Origin of the sequence: Acinetobacter sp. RIT698, assembly GCF_009668065.1 — a bacterium.
GTDB classification, from domain to species: Bacteria; Pseudomonadota; Gammaproteobacteria; order Pseudomonadales; family Moraxellaceae; genus Acinetobacter; species Acinetobacter guillouiae.
Genome location: NZ_WJYH01000041.1, coordinates 17143 through 38044 on the forward strand (window position 1 = coordinate 17143; position 20902 = coordinate 38044).

Consider the following 20902-nt stretch of genomic DNA (forward strand, 5'->3'; position numbering starts at 1 on the left):
TCCTTTTAAACCACAGTTTCTTGATTCAACAGAGAATCTACAGAGGAGCGATTTTTTAACTTCGGTAACTCAAAACCATGATCGAGCTCAAGTAAAGGAAACAACAAGTCTGCAACACGGTAAACTTCAGTGATTAAAGGAAAACCCGACAAAATAAATGCAGATGTACCGTAGCTTTCATATTCTTGGATACGTTGAGCAATATTTTCAGCGCTCCCGACCAATGCGGTCCCCGCAGCGGGATTTAAGATATCAAAACCAAACAGTGATGGCCCTGTCCAAATATTTGGATAAATTTCAAAATCTTTAGCTTGAGGTAATATCCCCTGACGTAAGCGTTCTAAATTTTTTTGAACAATCGGGTTATTACTTTGATAGCTTTCAAAAGATTCATTGGGTGGAAGCTGACGTTTTACTGCTTCAATCGCATAATTCACATCAATTTTATCGAGTAGAGACTGCGCGTATTGCCACGCTTCTTCTTCGGTTTCACGAACAATAATTTGTAAGCGAGTTCCATACTGCAAAGTTCGCCCAACTTTAGCGGCTTCTTTTGCAACCTTACTGAATTTTTCTCCCAGCAACGGCGGTGTGTTGGCAAAGCTTAAATACACATCCAGCAATTCCACTGAATGTTGTACCCCTTTCGCTGATGTGCCAGCTCCCCACAGCGGTACGCCTTGTTTTTGGGTTGCCCCATGCCATTTTGACATCGGTGAAGCACCCTCTTGACGTGGAGCCACTTGAATAAACTCACCCTGAAAACCAGATTTATCGCCTAAATAATTCTGTTGAAATGTGCTCCAGTATTCTTTACTAAAGTCATAGCGTTCATCATGTGAATAATGAATACCCAAAGCGGCAAGTCCCTGATCATTGCCATTGACCACATTAAACAACAAACGTCCCTGAGAAAAGGCATCAAAAGTTTGTGCATATTTGGCTAAAACTGCGGGTTGAACTTCACCTGGATGCTGTGCGACCAAAAACTTCAGGCGTTCAGTAAAAGGAATTAAACTCGCGGCAACCGCCAGTGTTTCATACTCACTTGTACCCATGAGCGAACCGTAAAACCCCAGACGATCTGCGGTAATTGCAATTTGTTGCAAATGTTCATAATCGGTATCCCAGCGTCCCGACTCCAACCAAGGATAGGGACCATCAGGAGAGGTGAGATACCATAAAAGTTTTACAGCCATAATATTCTCTATATTTGTTTTAAATCATGTTTCTAATGGAGTGGAAGTAATCCCAGTGATTTTGCTTTTTCAGTCAATCCGCTCATTTTCCACTGTTGCTGTAATACCCCTTGCCCATATTCACGACTTCCTCCAACCAATTCTGCTAACAGTTGAATTTGAGCACCTTCTTCAAGCAATAAAATAAATTCAGCAGTTTCCTGTAGACCTTGACGCCCCCAAACTGTGGCACCGCCATTGGCTTCCAAAATAGCCCGATGCTCAATATCAATCTTGAGTTGATCTAAAATGAAATCTACTTCTGCCTGACGGCGATCAATATAAATCGGTAATTCATTAAATAAATGAAAACGCTGAACAGGCACATATCGAATCGGTAGGGTTCGGTGTGTTTGGGCCCAAGCACCTAAATTCGGTGCATGTACATGAGAGATTGTGGTGACATCTGCATGTTCACGAAACAGTTTGTTATAACGGCCACCAGCACCTTTTCGTCCCAATAAAACTTCACCATCAAGTTTCTCTACCAGTACTTTGCTTTTTTTATCTCGTGACCAAGGACCTGCATAGTTAAAGGTCACCAAGGTATTCTCAGGGGCGCGTTCAACAAAATTGACCGTGCCATTGGCAGTGATTGTGCCCGTCTCACGGAACACCTCAAATGCAAATTCAGCTTTTTCACGGTTGCGTTCAATAAAATCATTGAGTTCAGGGGAAAGTGGCGATTGAATCAGTGTAGTCATGATAAATATCCTGTTTTAACGTTGTTTATTTTGGCGACGCTTTAAAACTTCGAGTAATGGGCGATGATCGACCCATGTATTAAGATCTACGTCTTTTTCAAGGAAGCCATGTAACCAAAGAAAATCTTTTTGTTGTTTTAAAAGCTCAAGGCGTTCTTCACTTAATGAAGGGTGTAAAGATTTATGGAAATTATTACGATACGCTGTAGCCACACTTTCAGCACCCGCAATGGTTTCATCTTGTAGAATAACCAGCACTTCATCTAAATGATCTTCTGCCCAGTCTGCGGTATCAAAAAGCTCTTCCAGAAAATCCACGACGACATCAAAGTGATGTTCCAATAAATCTTCATGTACCGTGATAGGACGAGGTGTCCCGTTGTTCACACGCGAAGTCACATCTGCAAATTGATCTAAATCGATACCGACTTTTAAACCACGCTTAGTGGCTGCCTCAACAGCCGATGCCCCTTTGACATACACGGCATCCACCTCACCTGTAATCAAGGCATCAAGGCCTGACCAATAGGCACTGGCATCACGATCTTGTTTCGATTCAGCTCGCTCAGGAACTTCAATAAAATCAACATCACGAAAACTTAAATTTGCAAGTTGTAAAGCCCCTCGAATACCTTGTAATGACATGGCTCTAAAAATACTGCCTGCACGTTTATCGGCATATTCAGGTAAAGCCACTTTGGCATTTTTTAAGTCTTCAGGTTGACGAATTGCTGAATCAGGTCGAACAATAATCACTTGCCATTCATCAATCCAAGTTAATCCAATCAGACGACTTGGGGCACCTTCTGAACGTGCAGCCAAAGCAGGTACATTGCCACCCTCACGGAATAAAGCCGGAAGCTGATGATCAAAATGATGCACAGACAAGCCTTTACGCGCATCTTGCAATACCGCAACATCAATACCATGTCGCTCAAATTTTTCGACTAAGGTGCCGCGCTTTAATGAGATTCCTGTTGCAGTGGGTACTGGACATCGTGTGACCCAAATTTCAGATAAAGTACTTTTTACAAATTCTTTAGAATTTTCTTTTTTATCGACGACAAGTGACATAGGTATTCCTTAAGATACTTCCAATTTCATATCACTTGTATTGAGCAGCTTTTATGCCAATATTTATTTTTATAATTTTCAATGTCTTATGCAAAATATAATTTTAATAAATGTTTAGATTTCATCACTTGTTTTAGATTTAGTGTTGTTTTATCAACAGCGCTTTAAGCAAGCCTGCCTTGAGCCCCCCATCCGCTTTATTTTTGATTAAACAGATTTATATGATTTAAAGCGCCTCATTGAATCAACATACAGCACCATATAAAAATATAGTGCTGTATCGCTTAAATTAAAAATCGATAGAAGCCGACAGCATATAAGTTCGAGGCGCACCTAAGGCTAAACTGGACAATTGTGGCATGCCCCAATACGCCTTATTGGTCACGTTATTGATACTCGCAGCTAAGCTCAGTGGAAAACTTGAAACATTGGTCTTATATCTCGCCCCAACATCAAACAGTGTTCGTCCAGAAGCATGTAGTGTATTTTCCTGATTGATATATTGCTTTGAAACTGCTGTGGCATTTCCAGTCAAGGTTAAACCCTGCAACATCGAAATATCCCACTCCATGCCTAATTTCGCCTGTTGCTTGGCAACCCCAGTCGCAGTATTGCCTTGATTTTTACCACCTGCAGTTTTGGTTAATTCAGGATCAATATAGGCAACACCACCGATTACACGAAGATTCGCAATAGGTGCTCCAAAGAAGCTCCATTCAATTCCTCTATTGCGCTGCTCGCCATCAGCAGTAAAAATATTGCTGACGGGATCGGTATAGCTACTTGGTTTTTCAATTTCAAACAGACTCAAAGTATTTGAGAATTTCCCTAAATCCATTTTAATCCCAAGCTCTTTTTGCTTTGTTTTAAAAGGCGCAAAAACTTCACCCGCATTTGCCGCAGTATACGGTGCGGTTGAGCCTTGGCTTAAGCCTTCTATATAGTTTGCATATAAGGAAATATGCGCTGTGGCTTTAAACAATATCGCAGCCCCAGGTGTGGTGGCACTTTCATCATAACGTGATGTTCGACTGCCTGTAACAATATTAAAAGCTTCACTCAGCACATTCTGTTGTCGTACACCCAAAGTCAATTGGACTTGATCTTGAGCAAAAGATAAGGTGTCCGCAATCCCATAACTGTTTAAACGAGATGCTGTTTTAGAAATATGTGGCGCATTAAAGCGAAGTGGATTTCCCCAAACTGGATGATAAAGATTGGTGATCCATTCAGCCCCAGCCACGTTTCTTACCCCATAGTCATTTTGATCATGTTGGTAATACGTTGCATTGACAACCCATTGGTGCCCAATAGATCCTGTATCAAATTTTCCTTTTATGCCCAGATCAGCTGATTTCTTTTCAAGATCAAAAGCCAACTGACCAATCTTGGTTTCGAGCCTGCCTTGACTGTCGAGCACGGTCGCTGACATGGCACCATTATATTTATAATCGGTTTTACTTTGTCCATAAGCGACATATGCCATAACTCGATCACTCAAGTCATATTCGCCACGAAGCATAGCGCCCTTATCTTTGGTTTCAACAAAAGACCAGTCTGGATTTAATAGTGTGTCTGGTTTTGGTGGTTTAGGAATCGCAACCCCTGAGAGTAAATTAATCCCACGGTTGACACCATCTACTCGATCCTCAGCTGTATAGAGATCTGCTGAAATACGTGCACTTTCACCACGCCAATCCAGACCTAAAGAAACTAAGGCTGTTTTTTTATCTTGGTCTTTAATTGCCCCTGTTCCATCACGATATACTGTATTTAAACGTACACCAAAATCTTTATTTTGACCGAAACGTCTGCCGATATCGAGATGACCACCAAACTGTGAATCAGACATATAGGTCGCGCTAAAACGCTGCAGTGGATCATCGCCTGCACGCTTGCTGACTAAATTGACCATGCCCCCCACCGATCCTGCTGGCGGCATACCATTGAGTAATGCTGTAGGTCCTTTGAGTACCTCAATTCGTTCAAACATTTCAGGAGAGCTTCGATAAAAAGGTGTGATGCCAAACATGCCGTTCATTGACATATCACTTGTACTCGAAGCAAAGCCACGAATATAGTAGTTTTCACTCCATCCGCCACTGGCACCATTGGTAAATACCGATGGGTCGGTTTTAGCAATGACATCGGTAATATCTTTTGCCTGTTGATTTTCAATATATTGGTCTGTATAGCCAATGCTATTAAATGGCGTTTCTAAGAAGCCTTTCTCACCTAAAAAACCCAACTTATTCTGCGAAGAAATCTGCCCCGCTAAAACACTGTTTTTTTCATTCACAGCTTGTACATGGATGGTGGGTAAATTTTGCAATGCCTCGTGATCTGATGATGGCAGATCAGGTGTTTGCGCATGAATTGTTGAGATCGGAATCACAAAAGTTAATCCGAAACCCAACAACAGTTGAGCAGAAATCAAGTTTTTCAGTTTAAATTGCGGGCTTGAATCTCGGCACTGTGGTTTCAAAGCGTGCTGAAAAAGTGGATGACCATATTTCATATACAAATTTCCTTTCATTTTTTAAGCACAAGTTTCCCTATCACACTTTTTTTATTGAAAAGTATGCTGTAGTCACTTGTTCACGGTATGGGTGTTTTGGCTAGAGCTTATCTGGCTATAAATTTATCGTGTAAAGACCTAATTCATAGCTGATACCCCTTGATGACATCATCAATTAAAATATGCATGGAGGTTGGGCTTGCCGCAGTGATGTACCAAGCATCTGCATCAACAAAAACCACTTTGCCATTTTTCCATGCTTTGGTTTGGCGTAATAAAGGATTACTCATCCGCTCAGCATCAATCGTCGGACGATGTTCCATGACGGCTGTACGATCGACGATATACAAAATATCGGGATCAGCCTGTTTGATAAATTCACTAGAAATCGGTTGACCATGCAAACTTGTATCTACCACTGTACTGGCTGGTTTTACCCCTAATGCATTAAATACAAAGCCATAACGTGACTGAACCCCAAAGTTGCTAAAGGCACCATTGTTATGTAAGACCACCAAAGCTTTTTCAGGACGATTTGCAGTTATTTTTCGTACTTCTGCTACTTTGGCATCCAATGCATCTACTTTTTGCGTCGCCAATAGCTGTTGATTAAAGATCTGGCCTAAAGTGATCAAATGCGCTTTAATCGCCTCAATATGATGCTGCTGACTGTTATTGAAATTGATGTCATAGTGCACAGTCGGTGCAATTTTACTCAACGCTTGATACTGATTTGCTTGCAGTGGCGTCATTAAGATGATGTCTGGTTTGAGTGTGTAAATCCGTTCCATATTGGGCTGAACAATCGCACCTAGATCTTGAACCTTTTGATCATCTTTATACTTTTGCAAAAAATGTGGTACATAATCTTTGGGCATACCCGCAATAGGAATACTCAGTTGATCAAGAAAATCAGCTTCATTCATATCCAATACCGCAGCACGTTGTGGATGATAGGCAATGCTGGTGGTTCCTAGTTCATGTTTAACCACGATCGGGGTTGCTAACTTTTGAGCCCCTTGGTTCGCATCAGCAGCAGGTTTTTTGTCACATCCCGATAAGCTGATTGCGGCTATCATGATCAGTGCCAGATTCCAGCCGTTATTTTTCCATTTCATGTGTATTCAAGCACCTGTTGAGTTGAAGTAGTTGCACATACAGCCTTGTTCACTGTAGGTAATTTCAAAATCAAGTTCATACAGATCATCTAATTGTTGCGCAGTAATCACCTGTTTGACTGGACCACTAAAACGCAGTTTGCCATTCTTCAATGCAACAATATGGTCAGAATAATTCGCTGCAAAATTGATGTCATGAATTACCAGAATCACGGTACGCCCCTGTTCATCACATAAACGACGTAATGCATGCATGATCTGAACAGCATGTTTCATATCAAGGTTATTTAAAGGCTCGTCCAATAAAAGCACCTCAGTCTGCTGAGCAATGGTCATCGCCAGAAAAGCCATCTGCCGTTGGCCACCACTCAGTTCATCGATATAGACTTTACGTAATGCTTCTAAATTTAGAAATTGAATTGCCTCATCAATCACCTGATGATCGTTTGCGGTCAAAGCACCACCGCTATAAGGGAACCGCCCAAAAGACACCAGTTCTTCTACGCTCATGCGTAAGTTAAAGCTTGGAGACTGTCGTAAGGTTGCAACATATTTGGCATATTCAGCCGTTCGGATCTGGGTAATATCTTTCTGTTGAAATAAAATTTGACCTTGATCAGGGCTCGATAAATTCGCCAGCATCATCAATAAAGTCGATTTACCCGCCCCATTTGGACCAATGAGTGAAGTCACCTGCTTTTCAGGAAATTCAATATTGACATCCGAAAGTACACTTTTTCCCCCATAGGATTTATGGATATTACGTACCCTAATCATGAAACACCTCTGGCACGAACTGTCAGTACAAGAAAGTACACACCACATACCAAATTGACTAAAATACTGACTGTCGTTTTATAATTAAAAACATGCTCAACTAAAATCTGAGCGAGAATAAATATGGCAATCGCCACAACACAGCCGATGGCTAAGGTAAATTTATGTTGATGTGTTCCGGCAAGTGCATAAGCAATATTGGCAATAAACACCCCCATAAATGCGGTAGGGCCAATCAAGCTGGTTGAAATTGCAACCAAGACGGCAATCAAGGCAAGATAAAATTTGACGTATTGATGATGATCAATCCCCAATGAAATTGCCTGTTCACGACCGAGCACCATCACATCCAAAACAGCATATTTTTTTCTCAGTAACCCAAGAACCATAACAACCGTCACCACTGCATAAATTAATGTTTCAGGTTGAGAACGATTAAATGAGGCATAGCTGAGTCCTTGAAATACTGAAAACTCACCGGGGCTTATTTTGAGCTGGATAAACTGAGTGACGGTACTAATCACCATAGTGAGTACTAAGCCAAATAACAGCAGTTGAAAGACATCATTGCGCACTCGGGTCAGCAACCAACGGTGCATTGCCCACGAATAAAACAGCATCAGCAAGATTGAAACAAAGAAATTTCCATTTAAACCCAGCCATGACAATCCAGAAGTGCCAAGAAAAAACAGCAACATGACCTGCCATAACAAATAGACGGCTTCATAGCCCATGATGGATGGGGTTAAAATACGATTGCCGACGATGGTCTGAAAGATAATCGAAGAAAATGCAATACATATTCCGCCAAGCACGATGGTGGCGAGCCGAACCAGCCGTTGCGGAATGACATAATCAAAATCAAATCCTGCATTTAGAAAGACAAACAATACCGCCAGCACCATTACGCTGAATACCAGCATCGATAGCTTCAACTTTGTCACGATCGAAGCCCCCTCAGAATTAACATGAGGAATAAAACCCCACCGACACCACCAGCAGTTAAACCGATAGGCACTTCAAAGGGATAAAGTACAGAGCGTCCGATAAGGTCACAGACCAGCAGTAAAGAAGCACCTGCCAAAGCCACAATGGGTAAGGTTTTTGCCAAGTTTTCGCCATACATCAAGGCAACCAGATTGGGAACCACCAATCCTACAAAAGGAATAGCGCCAACGGTAATCACCGTTGCTGCAACAGTGATTGCAACCAGCAACAAGCCAATTGCAGCCATCCTTGCATAGCCTAGCCCCAGACTTGAGGCCATTTCCTCGCCCATCCCCAGTACCGTAAAGCGATGAGCAAAAATATAGCTCAGTACCACGATGGGCAAAATGATATAAATCATTTCATAGTGGCCTTGAATGACTCTTGAAAAGTCCCCCATCAGCCAGCCTTGCATGCTCTGCAAAATATTATTGCGATAAGCATAGAACTCTGCCAATGCACTCAATATGCCGCCATACATCAAACCAATCACAGGCACTAAAACGGTATTCCTAAATTGGATACGGCGAATGATGGCGATATAAATCAGACTGGCAAGAAAACAAAAAAGCATCACAAACAGCATTTTACTGAGTACACTTGCGGCTGGAATAAGCGTTAATGACACTAAAATTCCAAGCTTGGCGGCATCCAAACTCCCAGTTGTACCCGGTTCAACAAAACGATTTCGGACAATATGCTGTAAGATCACACCACACACTGACAAGCCCACACCCGTTAATACAATCGTGATCAAACGTGGAATCCGACTTGCACTAAGGGTGAGCCATGCATCACTGGATGCAGAAAATAAGTCTGACCATGCGATTTGCTGAGCACCGAGTAGTAAGGATGCGATGCACAACATACCAAACAGCAACAATAAAACGACAGGCATTAGGCATGCTCTCCGACCTGTACATTTTTGCCTAGTCGCCATCCTTTAACTGCCTGCCCCTGCGCTAAATAACGGGCATAATGTCCATGCAACAAGCGTAATTGTGCGGGTGTTCCCTGCTCAATCACTCGGCCTTTTTCTAATACCGCAATGTGATCTGCAGCGGCAATTGTCGAGAGTTGATGTGCGATCACCAATATTGTTTTTTGACCCCGTAAGCGATTCAGCAATTCACAAATAATCGCCTGATTTTCTGCATCTAAAGCGGCAGTTGCTTCATCCACCAAAAGAATAGGTGCGTCTTTAATCAACGCGCGTGCAATGGTAATCCGTTGTCGTTCACCGCCTGATAATCGTACACCACCTTCTCCCACCATACTTTCAAGACCATCAGGAAGACGCGCCAGCATTTCTGTGATGCCCGCTTGCTGGACTGCCTGCATCACCTGATCATCGGTTGCATTGGCTTTACCCATACGAATATTCTGAGCAATCGAGCCCGAAAACAAATAGTTGTCTTGGAAGATTTGACTGATCTGTGTAGTCAGTTGTTCATAGCGTAATTGCTTGACATCCACCCCACCTAACAGCACTTGCCCTTGATTGACATCAAAAAAACGAGCCACGAGCTTGGCTAAAGTGGTTTTTCCAGAACCAGAAGCTCCAATCAGCGCCATCATACTGCCTGAGGGAATAAATAAATCCACACCCTTTAAGACATCAGGCTCATCCTCTGCATAACGGAATTGAACATTTTTAAATTCAATCGATGCATCATTGGGGCTTTTAGAAATCTCAACTTGTGCTAATGCTTTGGCGTTAAAAATCTGTTGTATGGCTTCAAGTTGACTGCCTGCACTACGCAATACTTCGCTATAGCTTGCAACCTCAAGCAAGGTGTCAATAAATCGACAAACTAGGAGCAGTGAAACGGTAATGTTGACAATGTCTGCCAATAAGAGCTGATTTACGCTGTGGATGTTCAGCCAAAACACCGTAACAATCAAAAATACCGCAAACACAATTTGAATGGCCCAGCTATTCAATACCGCCGATAAGGACGACATTAAAATAAGCTTTAAACCGAAATGTCGTTGCTGGTCTACGGCTTGATGAATAAATCGGGTGCTACGACCTTCGCCATTAAAAGCACGTAAAACGGATTGAGCTTGCGCGAACTCCACCATACGTTGGCTTGTTTCAGCAAAACTCTGTTGGTATCGCTCATCTGTAAAACGGGCAATTTTACTGGTCAATCTAAATATCAGCACAATCAGCGGAAGCGCAACCAATGCAATCAAGCCGAATACACCATGTATACATAACAATGCGATGACAATAACCAAAGGCGTAATCACACTGCTAATCACAGGGGTAAAAACATGCGCTGGTAATTGCGCAACAGACATCATGCCTTGAGTGACAAGATGATTGAATTGGGTGGTATTTTGTTGGGTAAACCAACCGACAGGTAAACTTGCAGCATGATGCCCCAAACGCAGACGGGCATTTTCTAAAACAGCAATACCAACAGCAATTCCCATTTGCTCCACTACACGGCGAAGACACCAACACAGGATGATTGCAAAAAATAATAAGATCAGCCAAAGCGCAATTTGATCAAGATTACCCAGCATCAATTGAGACAAAATCAACGCCAACATGATCAGGCTCAGGCCACAAAACACAGCATATACAACTGCCATCGCCAGATAACGGTGAAGAATAGCGACATCATCACCCAGCAATTGAGAAAAGGTTTTTAGCATGATGCTTCTCCCATTTGCGTGTGAACATGCTTTTCGGTATAGGACCATAATTGGTGATATAAACCTTGCTGAGCGAACAACGCCTCATGGGTCCCCTGTTCAACAATTTTTCCTTGATCAAGGACAAGAATTTGGTCAGCATTCATAATGGTATCTAAACGATGTGCAATAACTAAAAGGGTTCGACCTTGGGCAAATTTTGAAAGTGCATCCTGAATTGCAATTTCATTTTCAATATCAGCAGCAGCTGTGGCCTCGTCCAGCACCAATATCGGTGGGTCCAGTAAAATTGCTCTGGCAATACTAATCCTTTGACGTTCACCCCCTGACAACTGGGCATCTTTCCCCACAATAGATTGATAGCCTTGTGGCAACGCCATAATTCGATCATGAATATTTGCAGCCTTTGCTGCATTTTCTATTTCTTGTTGGTTGGCGTTTGGACGTCCGAGAGCAATATTGTCACGTACACTGGCATGAATGAGACGGGTATCCTGCAAAACAAATCCGATCTGTTGATAAAGTGTGGTGGTTTGAATATCGCGTAGATCTACGCCACCAAGCATGATCTTTCCTGCAACAGGATCAAAAAAGCGTAGCAACAGCTGAGCAATGGTTGACTTCCCTGCACCCGATGGACCGACAATTGCAGTGATGGTTCCAGACTTAAGTGAAAAATTAAGATCCGATAGCACTTGATGCTGCGCTGTATAGCCATAGCTGACTTGATGAAAATCAATACTGCTGTCTTTAATCTGTAATTGTGGATTCCCTTTAGCCATTGGCAATACTGGTGTATCCAATAATGCCAAAATTCGCTGTGCGGCAGCCTGACTGGCTTGTAGATCATGTAATAAGGTATGTAACAATAAAACGGGAGCACAGATGGTTGGTGTAATCAACATAAAAGGCAGTAAATTTATGGGTTTAAGCCAACCCAAAGAAATCAATAGTGTTCCACTCAGCAGTACAACACCTAATATGGTGATCGGTGAAATCATCGCATGGGCATGTGCCATAGATTTAACTAAGGGACGAGTAAATATTCGAAAAGCATCTGCAAATGAATGAACGGCCTGCTGATAGCCCTGTGAAGCCTGACCACTTTTGCCAAAGGTTTTGACGACGGGTATCGCATGGATAAATTCAACAGCGGCACTATTGATCTGACCCAGCTGATTGGCAAATTGCTGAATATTATTTCCACTGGCACGCATGGCCTTGCGTAAAAATATGACAAAGCCTAAAAATGGCAATAATGCTAAAATTGCCATGCGCCAGTCCATCATCAATAGAAAAATTACAGCAACACTAATTGTGCCGAATGCACGTCCAACAGCGGGATAAAAATGTGCAGTTAAACTATGCAGTAGACCAATGTCATCCTGCATGATTTGTTTAACTTCTCCCGAACTTCTGCCTGTAAACCATCCCAGAGGAACTTGGGTCAGATGCTGGGTTATATTGCTTTGCAATTGCCCAGTAATTTCATGATCCGCCAAATGCGCGATTAACTCACTGACGGTCAACAAAAGCATGCCGAGCAACAAACACCCAATACTGAGTAACATCATCCATAGGATTTTATCGTCACCCTGTTGTGATCCACCGAGTGTAGTTACTTCGGTAAATATAGTACTGATCACCCATGTAATCGCGATCAAAGGCACCAAGGTGAGCATTGAACCAACCGCTGCCGTGACCGAAGCCAAAATTAATTTGAGTCGAATTGGATGCAATATAAAATTCAATGGATTTGAATACTGAGCCTGAACTTTTTTTACATGACTTGCACACATAACAGTAAAAATCCTGTGTCTGATCGTTCATATCCATCCGCTTTTGGTCAGTTGATTCTGACTAAAACTCCGCTAGACATGCCATCAAACAATAATGAGAATTAATATCAATAGATTTAGTTGCATTGTAGTAAACTAATTAAGCAAAGTAAACGATTTGACCCTCATCCATTCACATGGCAACATTAAAAAATTAATTTTTACGGAATAAATATGTCTTCTCTGAGCAAACCGTCTTCTCGCGGTCGCCCACGTACCATCACCCATGAACGCATCATGAATGCTGGGATTGAGATCGGTTTATTGAACCTTACATTTGTTGGCGTTGCAGCTGCACTTGGGGTCAGTCATATGGCGTTATACAAACATATTGCCAGTTTAGAAGACCTCAAATATTTGATTGCAGAAGAAATTTTTATTCGTTGGGAAATACCGCAACCTTTAGAAAAAAATCCGATTCCATTAAAACAATATCTGTTTGAATTTATGCATTCAATTCGAGAACTGGTGAAGTCCAACCCCGGCTTTACCCCCTATTTAATTCGTCGCATGGCATCTACACCTTCGATGATTACCAAAATTAAAAAACATCATCATCAAGTTGCGGCGGCTTATTCTCTTTCTGAAAAGCAGGCGGGTTGGTTAAATGCAACCATTGCATTTCACTGTATCGCGGTTGCAGATACGATTTATTCTGTGGCGGGTAAAGAACCGATTAAAGACACCCAACGTGCCGCTGAAGAAGCAGAAATGGAGGCGGAATTTATCCAGAGTATGGAGGCATTAATCATTGGGGCATTAACCATGATTAATGAAAGAGATGATTTAAAATAACCAGATATAAAACTTTATTGAATCAGGCTGTCTTTAACAGCTGATTCGCTAAGATCATTGCGTAATGGCTAAGTATATCTAAACCAAGCATAGACCCAAGTTTAAACTTATCTATAAAAGCTTTTTTGCAGCTAAACCTCAAGACTTGCTTGAATAACTCTTGGCTTGGATTGCTCAATTTAAAGATTTTAAACCAAGATCTCTATTTCACTTCATCTAAAGCCTGTTATTGGTTATTGATCAATGATTGTGATGCCTCCCACAAACTATTCATCAACCAATAACAAGCCTCATCGAGTTGTATGATTGCTAAGGATGCACAATAATCTTGACCGCAGATTCGTTGTTATGAATCAAGGTTTCAAAGCCTTGTGAAACCAAATCATCTAAAGCAATTCTTTGGGTAATAAAAGGTTCTAAATTAATTTTACCTTGCTCAACCAAGCGAATGGTTTCTTGATGGTCATTGACATAGGCAATCGTGCCGCGAATATCCAGCTCTTTCATCACCACACTATGCACATTAATCGTTGCAGGATGACTCCAGATTGAAACTATCACCACCACACCCGTCGGTTTCATGGCTGCCACCAGTGTATCCATGACCTTATTAACACTACTGCATTCAAAAGCCACATCCACCCCACGGTCTTGGGTAATTTTCATTACTTCAGCCACAACATCCACTTGAGACGGATCTAGCACATAGTCGGCAACACCTGCTTCTAAGGCTTTTTCTTTACGTTTTGCACTGAGCTCGGTAATGATGACAGTTAAGCCTTTGGCCTTTAAAATTGCAGACAATAACAATCCAATCGGGCCCGCTCCACCAACCAAGGCAATATCACCTGACTGTGCTCCACTTCTTACAAAAGCATGATGTCCGACAGATAAAGGTTCAATCAATGCGGCTTGATCCAAGGGAATTTGGTCAGAAATGGGATGTACCCAACGGCGTTGTACCGCAATTTTTTCAGATAGCCCACCACCGCGACCACCTAGACCAATAAAATTCATATTTTTTGACAAGTGATAATTGTCATGTGGTCCAGTCGGAACATCATCTGCAATGATATAAGGCTCAACCACAACATGTTGCCCCACCTGAATATCATCCACGCCATCCCCTACAGCGTACACCACGCCTGAAAACTCATGCCCCATAGTCACGGGTGCAGCTTCACCCGAAATCGGGTGCGGATGACCACACGGAGGAATAAAAATTGGACCATCGATAAATTCATGTAAATCTGTTCCACAAATACCACACCATGCGACTTGGATTCCAACGGTTCCTGGTTGTACCTGTGGTTCTGGAATATCCTCAATACGGATATCCCCTTTATCATAAAAACGAGCTGCTTTCATTGATGCATTCCTCATTCCAGTATTAACGATAAACCATTCCGCCATCGGTCAAAATTGACTGTCCAGTAATATAATCAGCGTCCTCACTGGCTAGAAAAGCAACCAATGCGGCAACATCATTTGGGGTTTCGGCACGTCCTAAAGCAACTCCATCCACATATTTCTGATAAGTTTCACCAACAGGTGCACCTGTGATATCAGCAAAACGTTGATCTATCTCGACCCACATATCTGTACCAACTACACCAGGACAGTAACTATTTACCGTGATACCAGCACTGGCATATTCTTTTGCTGCGGTTTGAGTCAAGGCACGAACGGCAAATTTAGTGGCTGAATAGACACCAAGCAAGGCAAAACCTTCATGCCCAGCAATCGAACATGCATTGATGATTTTGCCAGCATGTTGGCGCTGTTTAAATTTATCGGCAGCGGCCTGAATTCCCCACAGCACACCACCCACATTGATATTCATAATCCGATTAAATTCATCTGGACTCACCTCCGCCAAGGCTTGGACTTGGGCAATCCCTGCATTATTAATGATGATATCAAAGCCATTTAATGTCGATTCTGCATGATCAATCGCACTGCTGATTTGTACAGGATCGGCAACATCTGCAATAAATGTGGTGGCTTTTACCCCAAATGCTTGAATCTCTTGCTGAACAGCAGTTAACTTTTCTTGGTGAAGATCAACCAAGGCAATATGTACGCCCTCTTGTGCCAAGCGTAAAGCAATACCGCGTCCTATGCCCTGTGCGGCACCAGTAATTAATGCGACTTTATTGTTTAGACCTCTAGGCATGTTGCGACTCCTTAAATATGGATTGCACGTTGCATTGCCGATAAAACCGACTCATGCATCGCCTCAGATAACGTAGGATGTGGGAAAATCACCTGTGCTAGGCTTTCATCAGTGGCTTCTAAATATTTAGCGATGGCAAAGCCCTGAATATGTTCAGTGACCTCATGACCCACCATGTGTGCCCCCAACAATTCCCCTGTTTCTTGATTAAAAATAGTTTTTACAAATCCTGTGGTCTCGCCTAAAGCCAAAGCTTTACCATTGGCTTGTAAAGGGAACTTACCCACATTGATTGTAAAACCTGCTGCTTTGGCTTTTTGCTCGCTTAGCCCAATACTTGCAACCTGCGGATGGGTAAAAATACACCCTGGAATTTGGCTACGATCTAAAACATGTACATGTGCCAGCCCTGCAATTTTCTCCACGCATAAAATTGCTTCATGACTGGCTTTATGTGCCAAGCATGGTGCACCTGCGACATCACCAATGGCATACACTCCAACCACATTGGTCTTACACCACGGATCAACTTTGATAAAACCATGCTCAAACTCAATACCCAATGTTTCTAAACCCAGATTTTGAGTATTGGGTTGCACACCGATTGCGGAAAGGACTTTTTCAACAGTGATGGTTTGTACACCTGTTGCAGTTTCAACATGACAATGTACTTGGCCCTTGTCGATTTCGATGTTTTGTACAGCGGCTTCAGTCAAAACCGTCATGCCATGCTGTTCAAATTGCTTTTGCACATATTTGGCAACGTCAAGGTCTTCACTGGGTAGGATCTGTTTGGCAATATCAACCAAGGTGACTTGACAGCCTAAGTCCTGATATAAACTGGCAAACTCACTGCCAATGGCCCCTGAACCAATCACCAGAAGTGATTTCGGCAATTGTTCTGGGACTAAAGCCTCTTTATAACTCCAGACATGCTGTCCATCGACAGGAACATGCGCTAAATTGGCGGCTCTAGCACCCGTTGCCACAATAATATGCGGTGCAGAAATCTGTTGTTTTTGACCCTTTGTATCAGTCAGTTCTAAGCGTTCTTTCGCGATAAATTGAGCGCTTGCATTAAAAACAGTAACTTGATTCTTTTTCAGTAATTGCCTAATCCCTTGTACCAACTGTTCTGACACCTGACGGCTATGACGTACCAGTTGTTGGATATCAAAATCAATCGCCCCCAAAGAAAAACCAAACTGTTGTGAATGTTTAAATTGCTGTGCAAGTGCCGCGCCACTCAATAAAGCTTTGGTTGGAATACAGCCCCAATTCAGGCAAATGCCACCCAAATGCTGTTCTTCAACAATCGCTGTTTTTAAGCCCAGTTGGGCTGCACGAATCGCAGCCACATAGCCACCTGGACCAGCGCCTATCACAATAAGATCAAATTGTGTGTCTGACATGCTCATGCTCCTACACCAAAATCAATGCAGGATTTTCAACAAACTGCTTAAATGCTGCCAAGAACTGTGCGCCTAACGCACCATCAATCACCCGATGATCACAAGACAAGGTCGCGGTCACCATCTGTCGAATCACGATGCTCTCATTTTCAACAATTGCCCGTTTTTCTGCTGCACCTAAAGCTAAAATTGCACCTTGGGGTGGGTTAATAATCGCGTCAAACTGTTGAACGCCGAGCATACCTAAATTCGAAATACTGAAACTGCCACCCTGAAATTCATCAGGCGCCAATTTTCCGGTTTTGGCACGTGTTGCAAGATCACGCATATCATTGGAAATTTGTGCCAAAGACTTGGTATTGGCAGCTTTAATGATTGGAGTGATAAGGCCATTCTCAATCGCTACAGCAACAGCGATATCCGCCTGATCAAACTGCAAAATCTGCTGATTCTCTTCATCAAACTGAACATTGACCTGCGGCACTTTGATCAATGCAGCTGCTGCCGCTTTAATCAGCATGTCATTGATTGACAATTTCACTTGCGGCACAGTGGCATTAATTTGCTGACGTAATCCCTGAATGGCATCTACATTTAAATTTACTGTTAAACGGAAGTGTGGTGCATTACGTTTTGCTGTCTGTAAGCGTGAAGCAATGGCTTTACGCATACCATTCATCGCAATGGTGGTTACCTTGGCAGTTTCTGTCAGCGTTACATCAGCGCTGTTTTGGGCAGGTGCAGGGTTTTCACGCTGATAAACTGCTTCAACATCTTCCTTACAAATACGCCCTCTGGAGCCTGAGGCACGGCAGTCATGTAAATTAATGCCCCATTGTTTGGCTAAACGACGTGCAACTGGTGTTGCCAACACTTGGCTATCATCTGCTTTAGATTTCGCCACTTTACCACTCGGTTGCTGTCGAATATCGGGCCATGATCCACCCGCAGCTTGAACTGCGGTTTGAATGTCTTGCACACTGATACGACCTTCACGCCCTGAGCCTGAAACCAGCGCCAAATTCACTTGATGCTTTTCAGCCAATTTCAAGGCATGCGGTGTTGCAAAAATATCCTCAACATGTTGGTAACCTTGTAATGCCGCAGGAATTACATAGCCATTTTGGGCAACAGCTTTTGATAGCTGCTCAGTACGATTCTGTTTAGGCACAGCTTGTGTCTTGGTTTCAGGCTGAGTCGCTGTCAGCTTTTCAGTAACCACTTCAACAGCTTTGCTTTCATTAACAATAGGTGCACCAGCCAAAGATTGAGCAAAGGCATCAATTTCAGCATCAGAAACTTGCGCATCTGCACAAATTGCAATGATCCCGCCAACCACTAAAGTATCGCCATTATTGGCAGTGATTTTACGCAAGGTACTATCAAACGGTGCTTCAAGGACATTGACGATTTTTGTGGTTTCAATTTCACAAATTTCTTGTCCTTTACTAAACTGCTCACCTTCTTGAATCAACCATTGGGCAATGGTGCCCTCTTCCATCGACAAACCCCATTTTGGGATTTCTAAAGTTTTAATTTCGCTCATCCTAAGCCTCCAACGTTTTACGTACAGCCTGTTCGATACGTTCTACACTTGGTAGCCATTGTTTTTCTAATACGGGTGAAAATGGCACAGGTGAATGCGGTGGTGTCACCAGTTCAATGGGTGCTTTGAGATAATGAAAGCCTTTTTGTGCAATCAATGCAGCCACATCATGCCCAAAACCACAACGGGCAGCAGACTCATCAACAATCACCACACGCCCTGTTGACGCAACAGACTCTAAAATGCCTTCTTCATCCAGTGGAGAAATCGTTCTTGGATCGACAACTTCTACAGAAATCCCCTCCTTGGCAAGCTTATCCGCGACTTCATTGGCACGATGCACCATTAAACTTAGCGCAATAATCGTGACATCGGTTCCTTCACGGGTGTAATTTGCTACACCAAAAGGGATGGTATATGGTTCATCCGGAACTTCACCTTTGATGTCATAAAGCAATTTATGTTCACAAAAAACCACGGGATCATCATCACGGATGGCTTGGATCAATAAGCCTTTTACATCATACGCACTAGATGGCACCACGACTTTTAAACCAGGTACAGCAGCAAACACGTTATACGGGGATTGTGAATGTTGTGCGGCAGCAGAAAAGCCTGCGCCGATCATGCCTCGAACCACCAGAGGCGCTTTGGCTTTTCCACCAAACATATAACGAAATTTGGCCGCTTGGTTATACAACATGTCATGACATACGCCATAGAAGTCCATAAACATCAGGTCAGCCACAGGTCGTAAACCTGTTGCAGCAGCCCCTGCTGCCATTCCAATAATTGCAGATTCAGTAATCGGCGTATCGATCACACGCTCTGAACCAAACTCTGTCCATAGCCCTTTGGTGACACCAAGTACGCCCCCAAAGCCTTCGAGTTTATTGTCATCCGTATTTTTACCGCCATGCCCGCCACGGACATCTTCACCGACAACAATCACACTTGGGTCACGGCGCATTTCTGATTCAATCGCTTCTTTAATCGCGTTTCGATAACTTTTATTTGGCATTGCTTTACTATTCCTTTAGTAAGAGACATAAACGTCAGTAAGAAGTTGAGAAAGTTCTGGATAATTGGCAGCACGTGCTTTTGCGACAGCAGCATCTACATTGGCTTTTGATTCAACATCAATTGCATCCAGCGTGGCTTCAGCAATCTTGCCTTTGACTTTTTCACGGAAAATTTTCAACGGATCTTTATGCTCTTTGACATAATCGAGCTCTTCTTTTGAACGAATCAGTCCTGGGTCACCTTCAAAGTGTCCATAAAAACGATTGGTAATGGTTTCAATCACACTTGGGCCTTCGCCACGACGTGCACGTTCAATAGCTTTTTGGGCGACCTCATACACAGCAAAGAAATCTGTCCCATCTACTTTTTCAGCAGGCATACCAAAAGCCGCAGCACGACCTGCAATGTCTTTGCTTCCGACTGCATAATCATGCGCAGTACCTTCACCAAAACCATTATTTTCAAAAACAAAAATCACTGGGAGTTTTAAAACCACAGCCATATTCATAGCTTCAAAGGTCAAACCTTGGTTAGAACCACCATCCCCAGTAAATGACAGACCAATTCCACCCGTCTTTAAGGTTTTTGCGGTTAACGCAGCACCAATTGCCAAAGGCGGCCCACCACCAACAATACCGTTGGCTCCCAACATACCTTTGTCTAAATCAGCAATATGCATTGAACCGCCTTTGCCGCGGCACAAACCATCGTCTTTACCAAAAATTTCCAACATCATGCCGTGAATATCACATCCTTTGGCAATGCAGTGACCGTGACCACGATGGGTTGAGGTAATAAAATCTTTGTCGGTCAAATTTTCACAAATTCCAACGGCTACCGCTTCTTCACCACTGTAAAGATGGATAAATCCGGGAATATCACCTGTATTATTTTCATCGTGAAGTCGATCCTCAAACTCACGAATATCTCGCATCCGTCTGTATGCTGCTAGCAATTGCTCTTCCGTTAATTGCATATACTTATTCCTTCATGCTCACAGTTAAAAGTAAAAACCATATATTCAAAACA

General features: G+C 42.7%; 17 protein-coding genes. 1 reads left to right on the forward strand and 16 read right to left on the reverse strand.

Translation table 11 applies throughout. The annotated features are described in order from the left end of the window. Positions 1-5: 5 nt before the first annotated feature. The 10 genes from GJV03_RS16185 to GJV03_RS16230 all read right to left on the reverse strand — a co-directional run bounded on the left by GJV03_RS16185 (position 6) and on the right by GJV03_RS16230 (position 12882). Positions 6-1199: an LLM class flavin-dependent oxidoreductase gene (locus GJV03_RS16185; RefSeq protein ID WP_154130562.1), complete on the reverse strand. Its 1194-nt coding sequence runs from the start codon at positions 1197-1199 to the stop codon at positions 6-8. A gap of 32 nt (positions 1200-1231) precedes the next feature. Beyond that, complete coding sequence (locus tag GJV03_RS16190) at positions 1232-1942, reverse strand: class II aldolase/adducin family protein (RefSeq protein WP_004717530.1); 711 nt, start codon at positions 1940-1942, stop codon at positions 1232-1234. Positions 1943-1957: 15 nt separating this feature from the next. Further along, positions 1958-3016 carry an ABC transporter substrate-binding protein gene (locus GJV03_RS16195; protein WP_154130563.1) on the reverse strand — a complete coding sequence of 353 codons (1059 nt, stop codon included), beginning with the start codon at positions 3014-3016 and terminating at the stop codon, positions 1958-1960. A gap of 289 nt (positions 3017-3305) precedes the next feature. Further along, positions 3306-5534, reverse strand: a complete 2229-nt coding sequence (locus tag GJV03_RS16200; protein WP_154130564.1) for a TonB-dependent siderophore receptor — start codon at positions 5532-5534, stop codon at positions 3306-3308. A gap of 143 nt (positions 5535-5677) precedes the next feature. Beyond that, positions 5678-6652, reverse strand: a complete 975-nt coding sequence (locus tag GJV03_RS16205; RefSeq protein WP_154130565.1) for a siderophore ABC transporter substrate-binding protein — start codon at positions 6650-6652, stop codon at positions 5678-5680. A 6-nt stretch (positions 6653-6658) separates the two neighbouring features. Next, positions 6659-7429, reverse strand: coding sequence for an ATP-binding cassette domain-containing protein (locus GJV03_RS16210; protein ID WP_154130566.1), 771 nt, complete (start codon positions 7427-7429; stop codon positions 6659-6661). Continuing rightward, positions 7426-8352, reverse strand: a complete 927-nt coding sequence (locus GJV03_RS16215) for an iron chelate uptake ABC transporter family permease subunit (protein WP_154130572.1) — start codon at positions 8350-8352, stop codon at positions 7426-7428. Before GJV03_RS16215 ends, GJV03_RS16210 begins: the two co-directional genes overlap by 4 nt. A gap of 17 nt (positions 8353-8369) precedes the next feature. Continuing rightward, positions 8370-9314 (reverse strand): iron chelate uptake ABC transporter family permease subunit, encoded by a 945-nt coding sequence (locus tag GJV03_RS16220; RefSeq protein WP_154130567.1) that lies wholly within the window; start codon positions 9312-9314, stop codon positions 8370-8372. After that, positions 9314-11083, reverse strand: a complete 1770-nt coding sequence (locus GJV03_RS16225) for an ABC transporter ATP-binding protein (RefSeq protein ID WP_154130568.1) — start codon at positions 11081-11083, stop codon at positions 9314-9316. The genes GJV03_RS16220 and GJV03_RS16225 overlap by 1 nt, the downstream gene beginning before the upstream one ends. After that, entirely contained in the window at positions 11077-12882 is a 1806-nt protein-coding gene (locus tag GJV03_RS16230; RefSeq protein WP_154130569.1) for an ABC transporter ATP-binding protein, read from the reverse strand. Before GJV03_RS16230 ends, GJV03_RS16225 begins: the two co-directional genes overlap by 7 nt. 213 nt (positions 12883-13095) lie before the next feature. Between GJV03_RS16230 and GJV03_RS16235 the strand changes: the two genes are divergently transcribed. Next, positions 13096-13716 carry a TetR/AcrR family transcriptional regulator gene (locus tag GJV03_RS16235; RefSeq protein WP_004717549.1) on the forward strand — a complete coding sequence of 207 codons (621 nt, stop codon included), beginning with the start codon at positions 13096-13098 and terminating at the stop codon, positions 13714-13716. Between the two features lie 309 nt (positions 13717-14025). Here GJV03_RS16235 and GJV03_RS16240 read toward each other — a convergent pair whose 3' ends face one another. From GJV03_RS16240 to GJV03_RS16265, 6 genes are read right to left on the reverse strand one after another with little or no spacing between them, the layout of a single operon-like run. Continuing rightward, entirely contained in the window at positions 14026-15084 is a 1059-nt protein-coding gene (locus GJV03_RS16240; RefSeq protein ID WP_056513081.1) for a 2,3-butanediol dehydrogenase, read from the reverse strand. A 22-nt stretch (positions 15085-15106) separates the two neighbouring features. Then, positions 15107-15892, reverse strand: a complete 786-nt coding sequence (locus GJV03_RS16245; RefSeq protein ID WP_154130570.1) for an acetoin reductase — start codon at positions 15890-15892, stop codon at positions 15107-15109. Between the two features lie 11 nt (positions 15893-15903). After that, a complete protein-coding gene (gene lpdA / locus GJV03_RS16250; RefSeq protein ID WP_154130571.1) occupies positions 15904-17304 on the reverse strand; it encodes a dihydrolipoyl dehydrogenase in 1401 nt (466 codons plus the stop codon). A gap of 10 nt (positions 17305-17314) precedes the next feature. Then, positions 17315-18850: a 2-oxo acid dehydrogenase subunit E2 gene (locus tag GJV03_RS16255; protein ID WP_151956387.1), complete on the reverse strand. Its 1536-nt coding sequence runs from the start codon at positions 18848-18850 to the stop codon at positions 17315-17317. Position 18851: 1 nt separating this feature from the next. Further along, complete coding sequence (locus GJV03_RS16260; RefSeq protein WP_004717558.1) at positions 18852-19871, reverse strand: alpha-ketoacid dehydrogenase subunit beta; 1020 nt, start codon at positions 19869-19871, stop codon at positions 18852-18854. Between the two features lie 15 nt (positions 19872-19886). Next, complete coding sequence (locus tag GJV03_RS16265) at positions 19887-20849, reverse strand: thiamine pyrophosphate-dependent dehydrogenase E1 component subunit alpha (RefSeq protein WP_034610596.1); 963 nt, start codon at positions 20847-20849, stop codon at positions 19887-19889. Between the last annotated feature and the right edge of the window lie 53 nt (positions 20850-20902).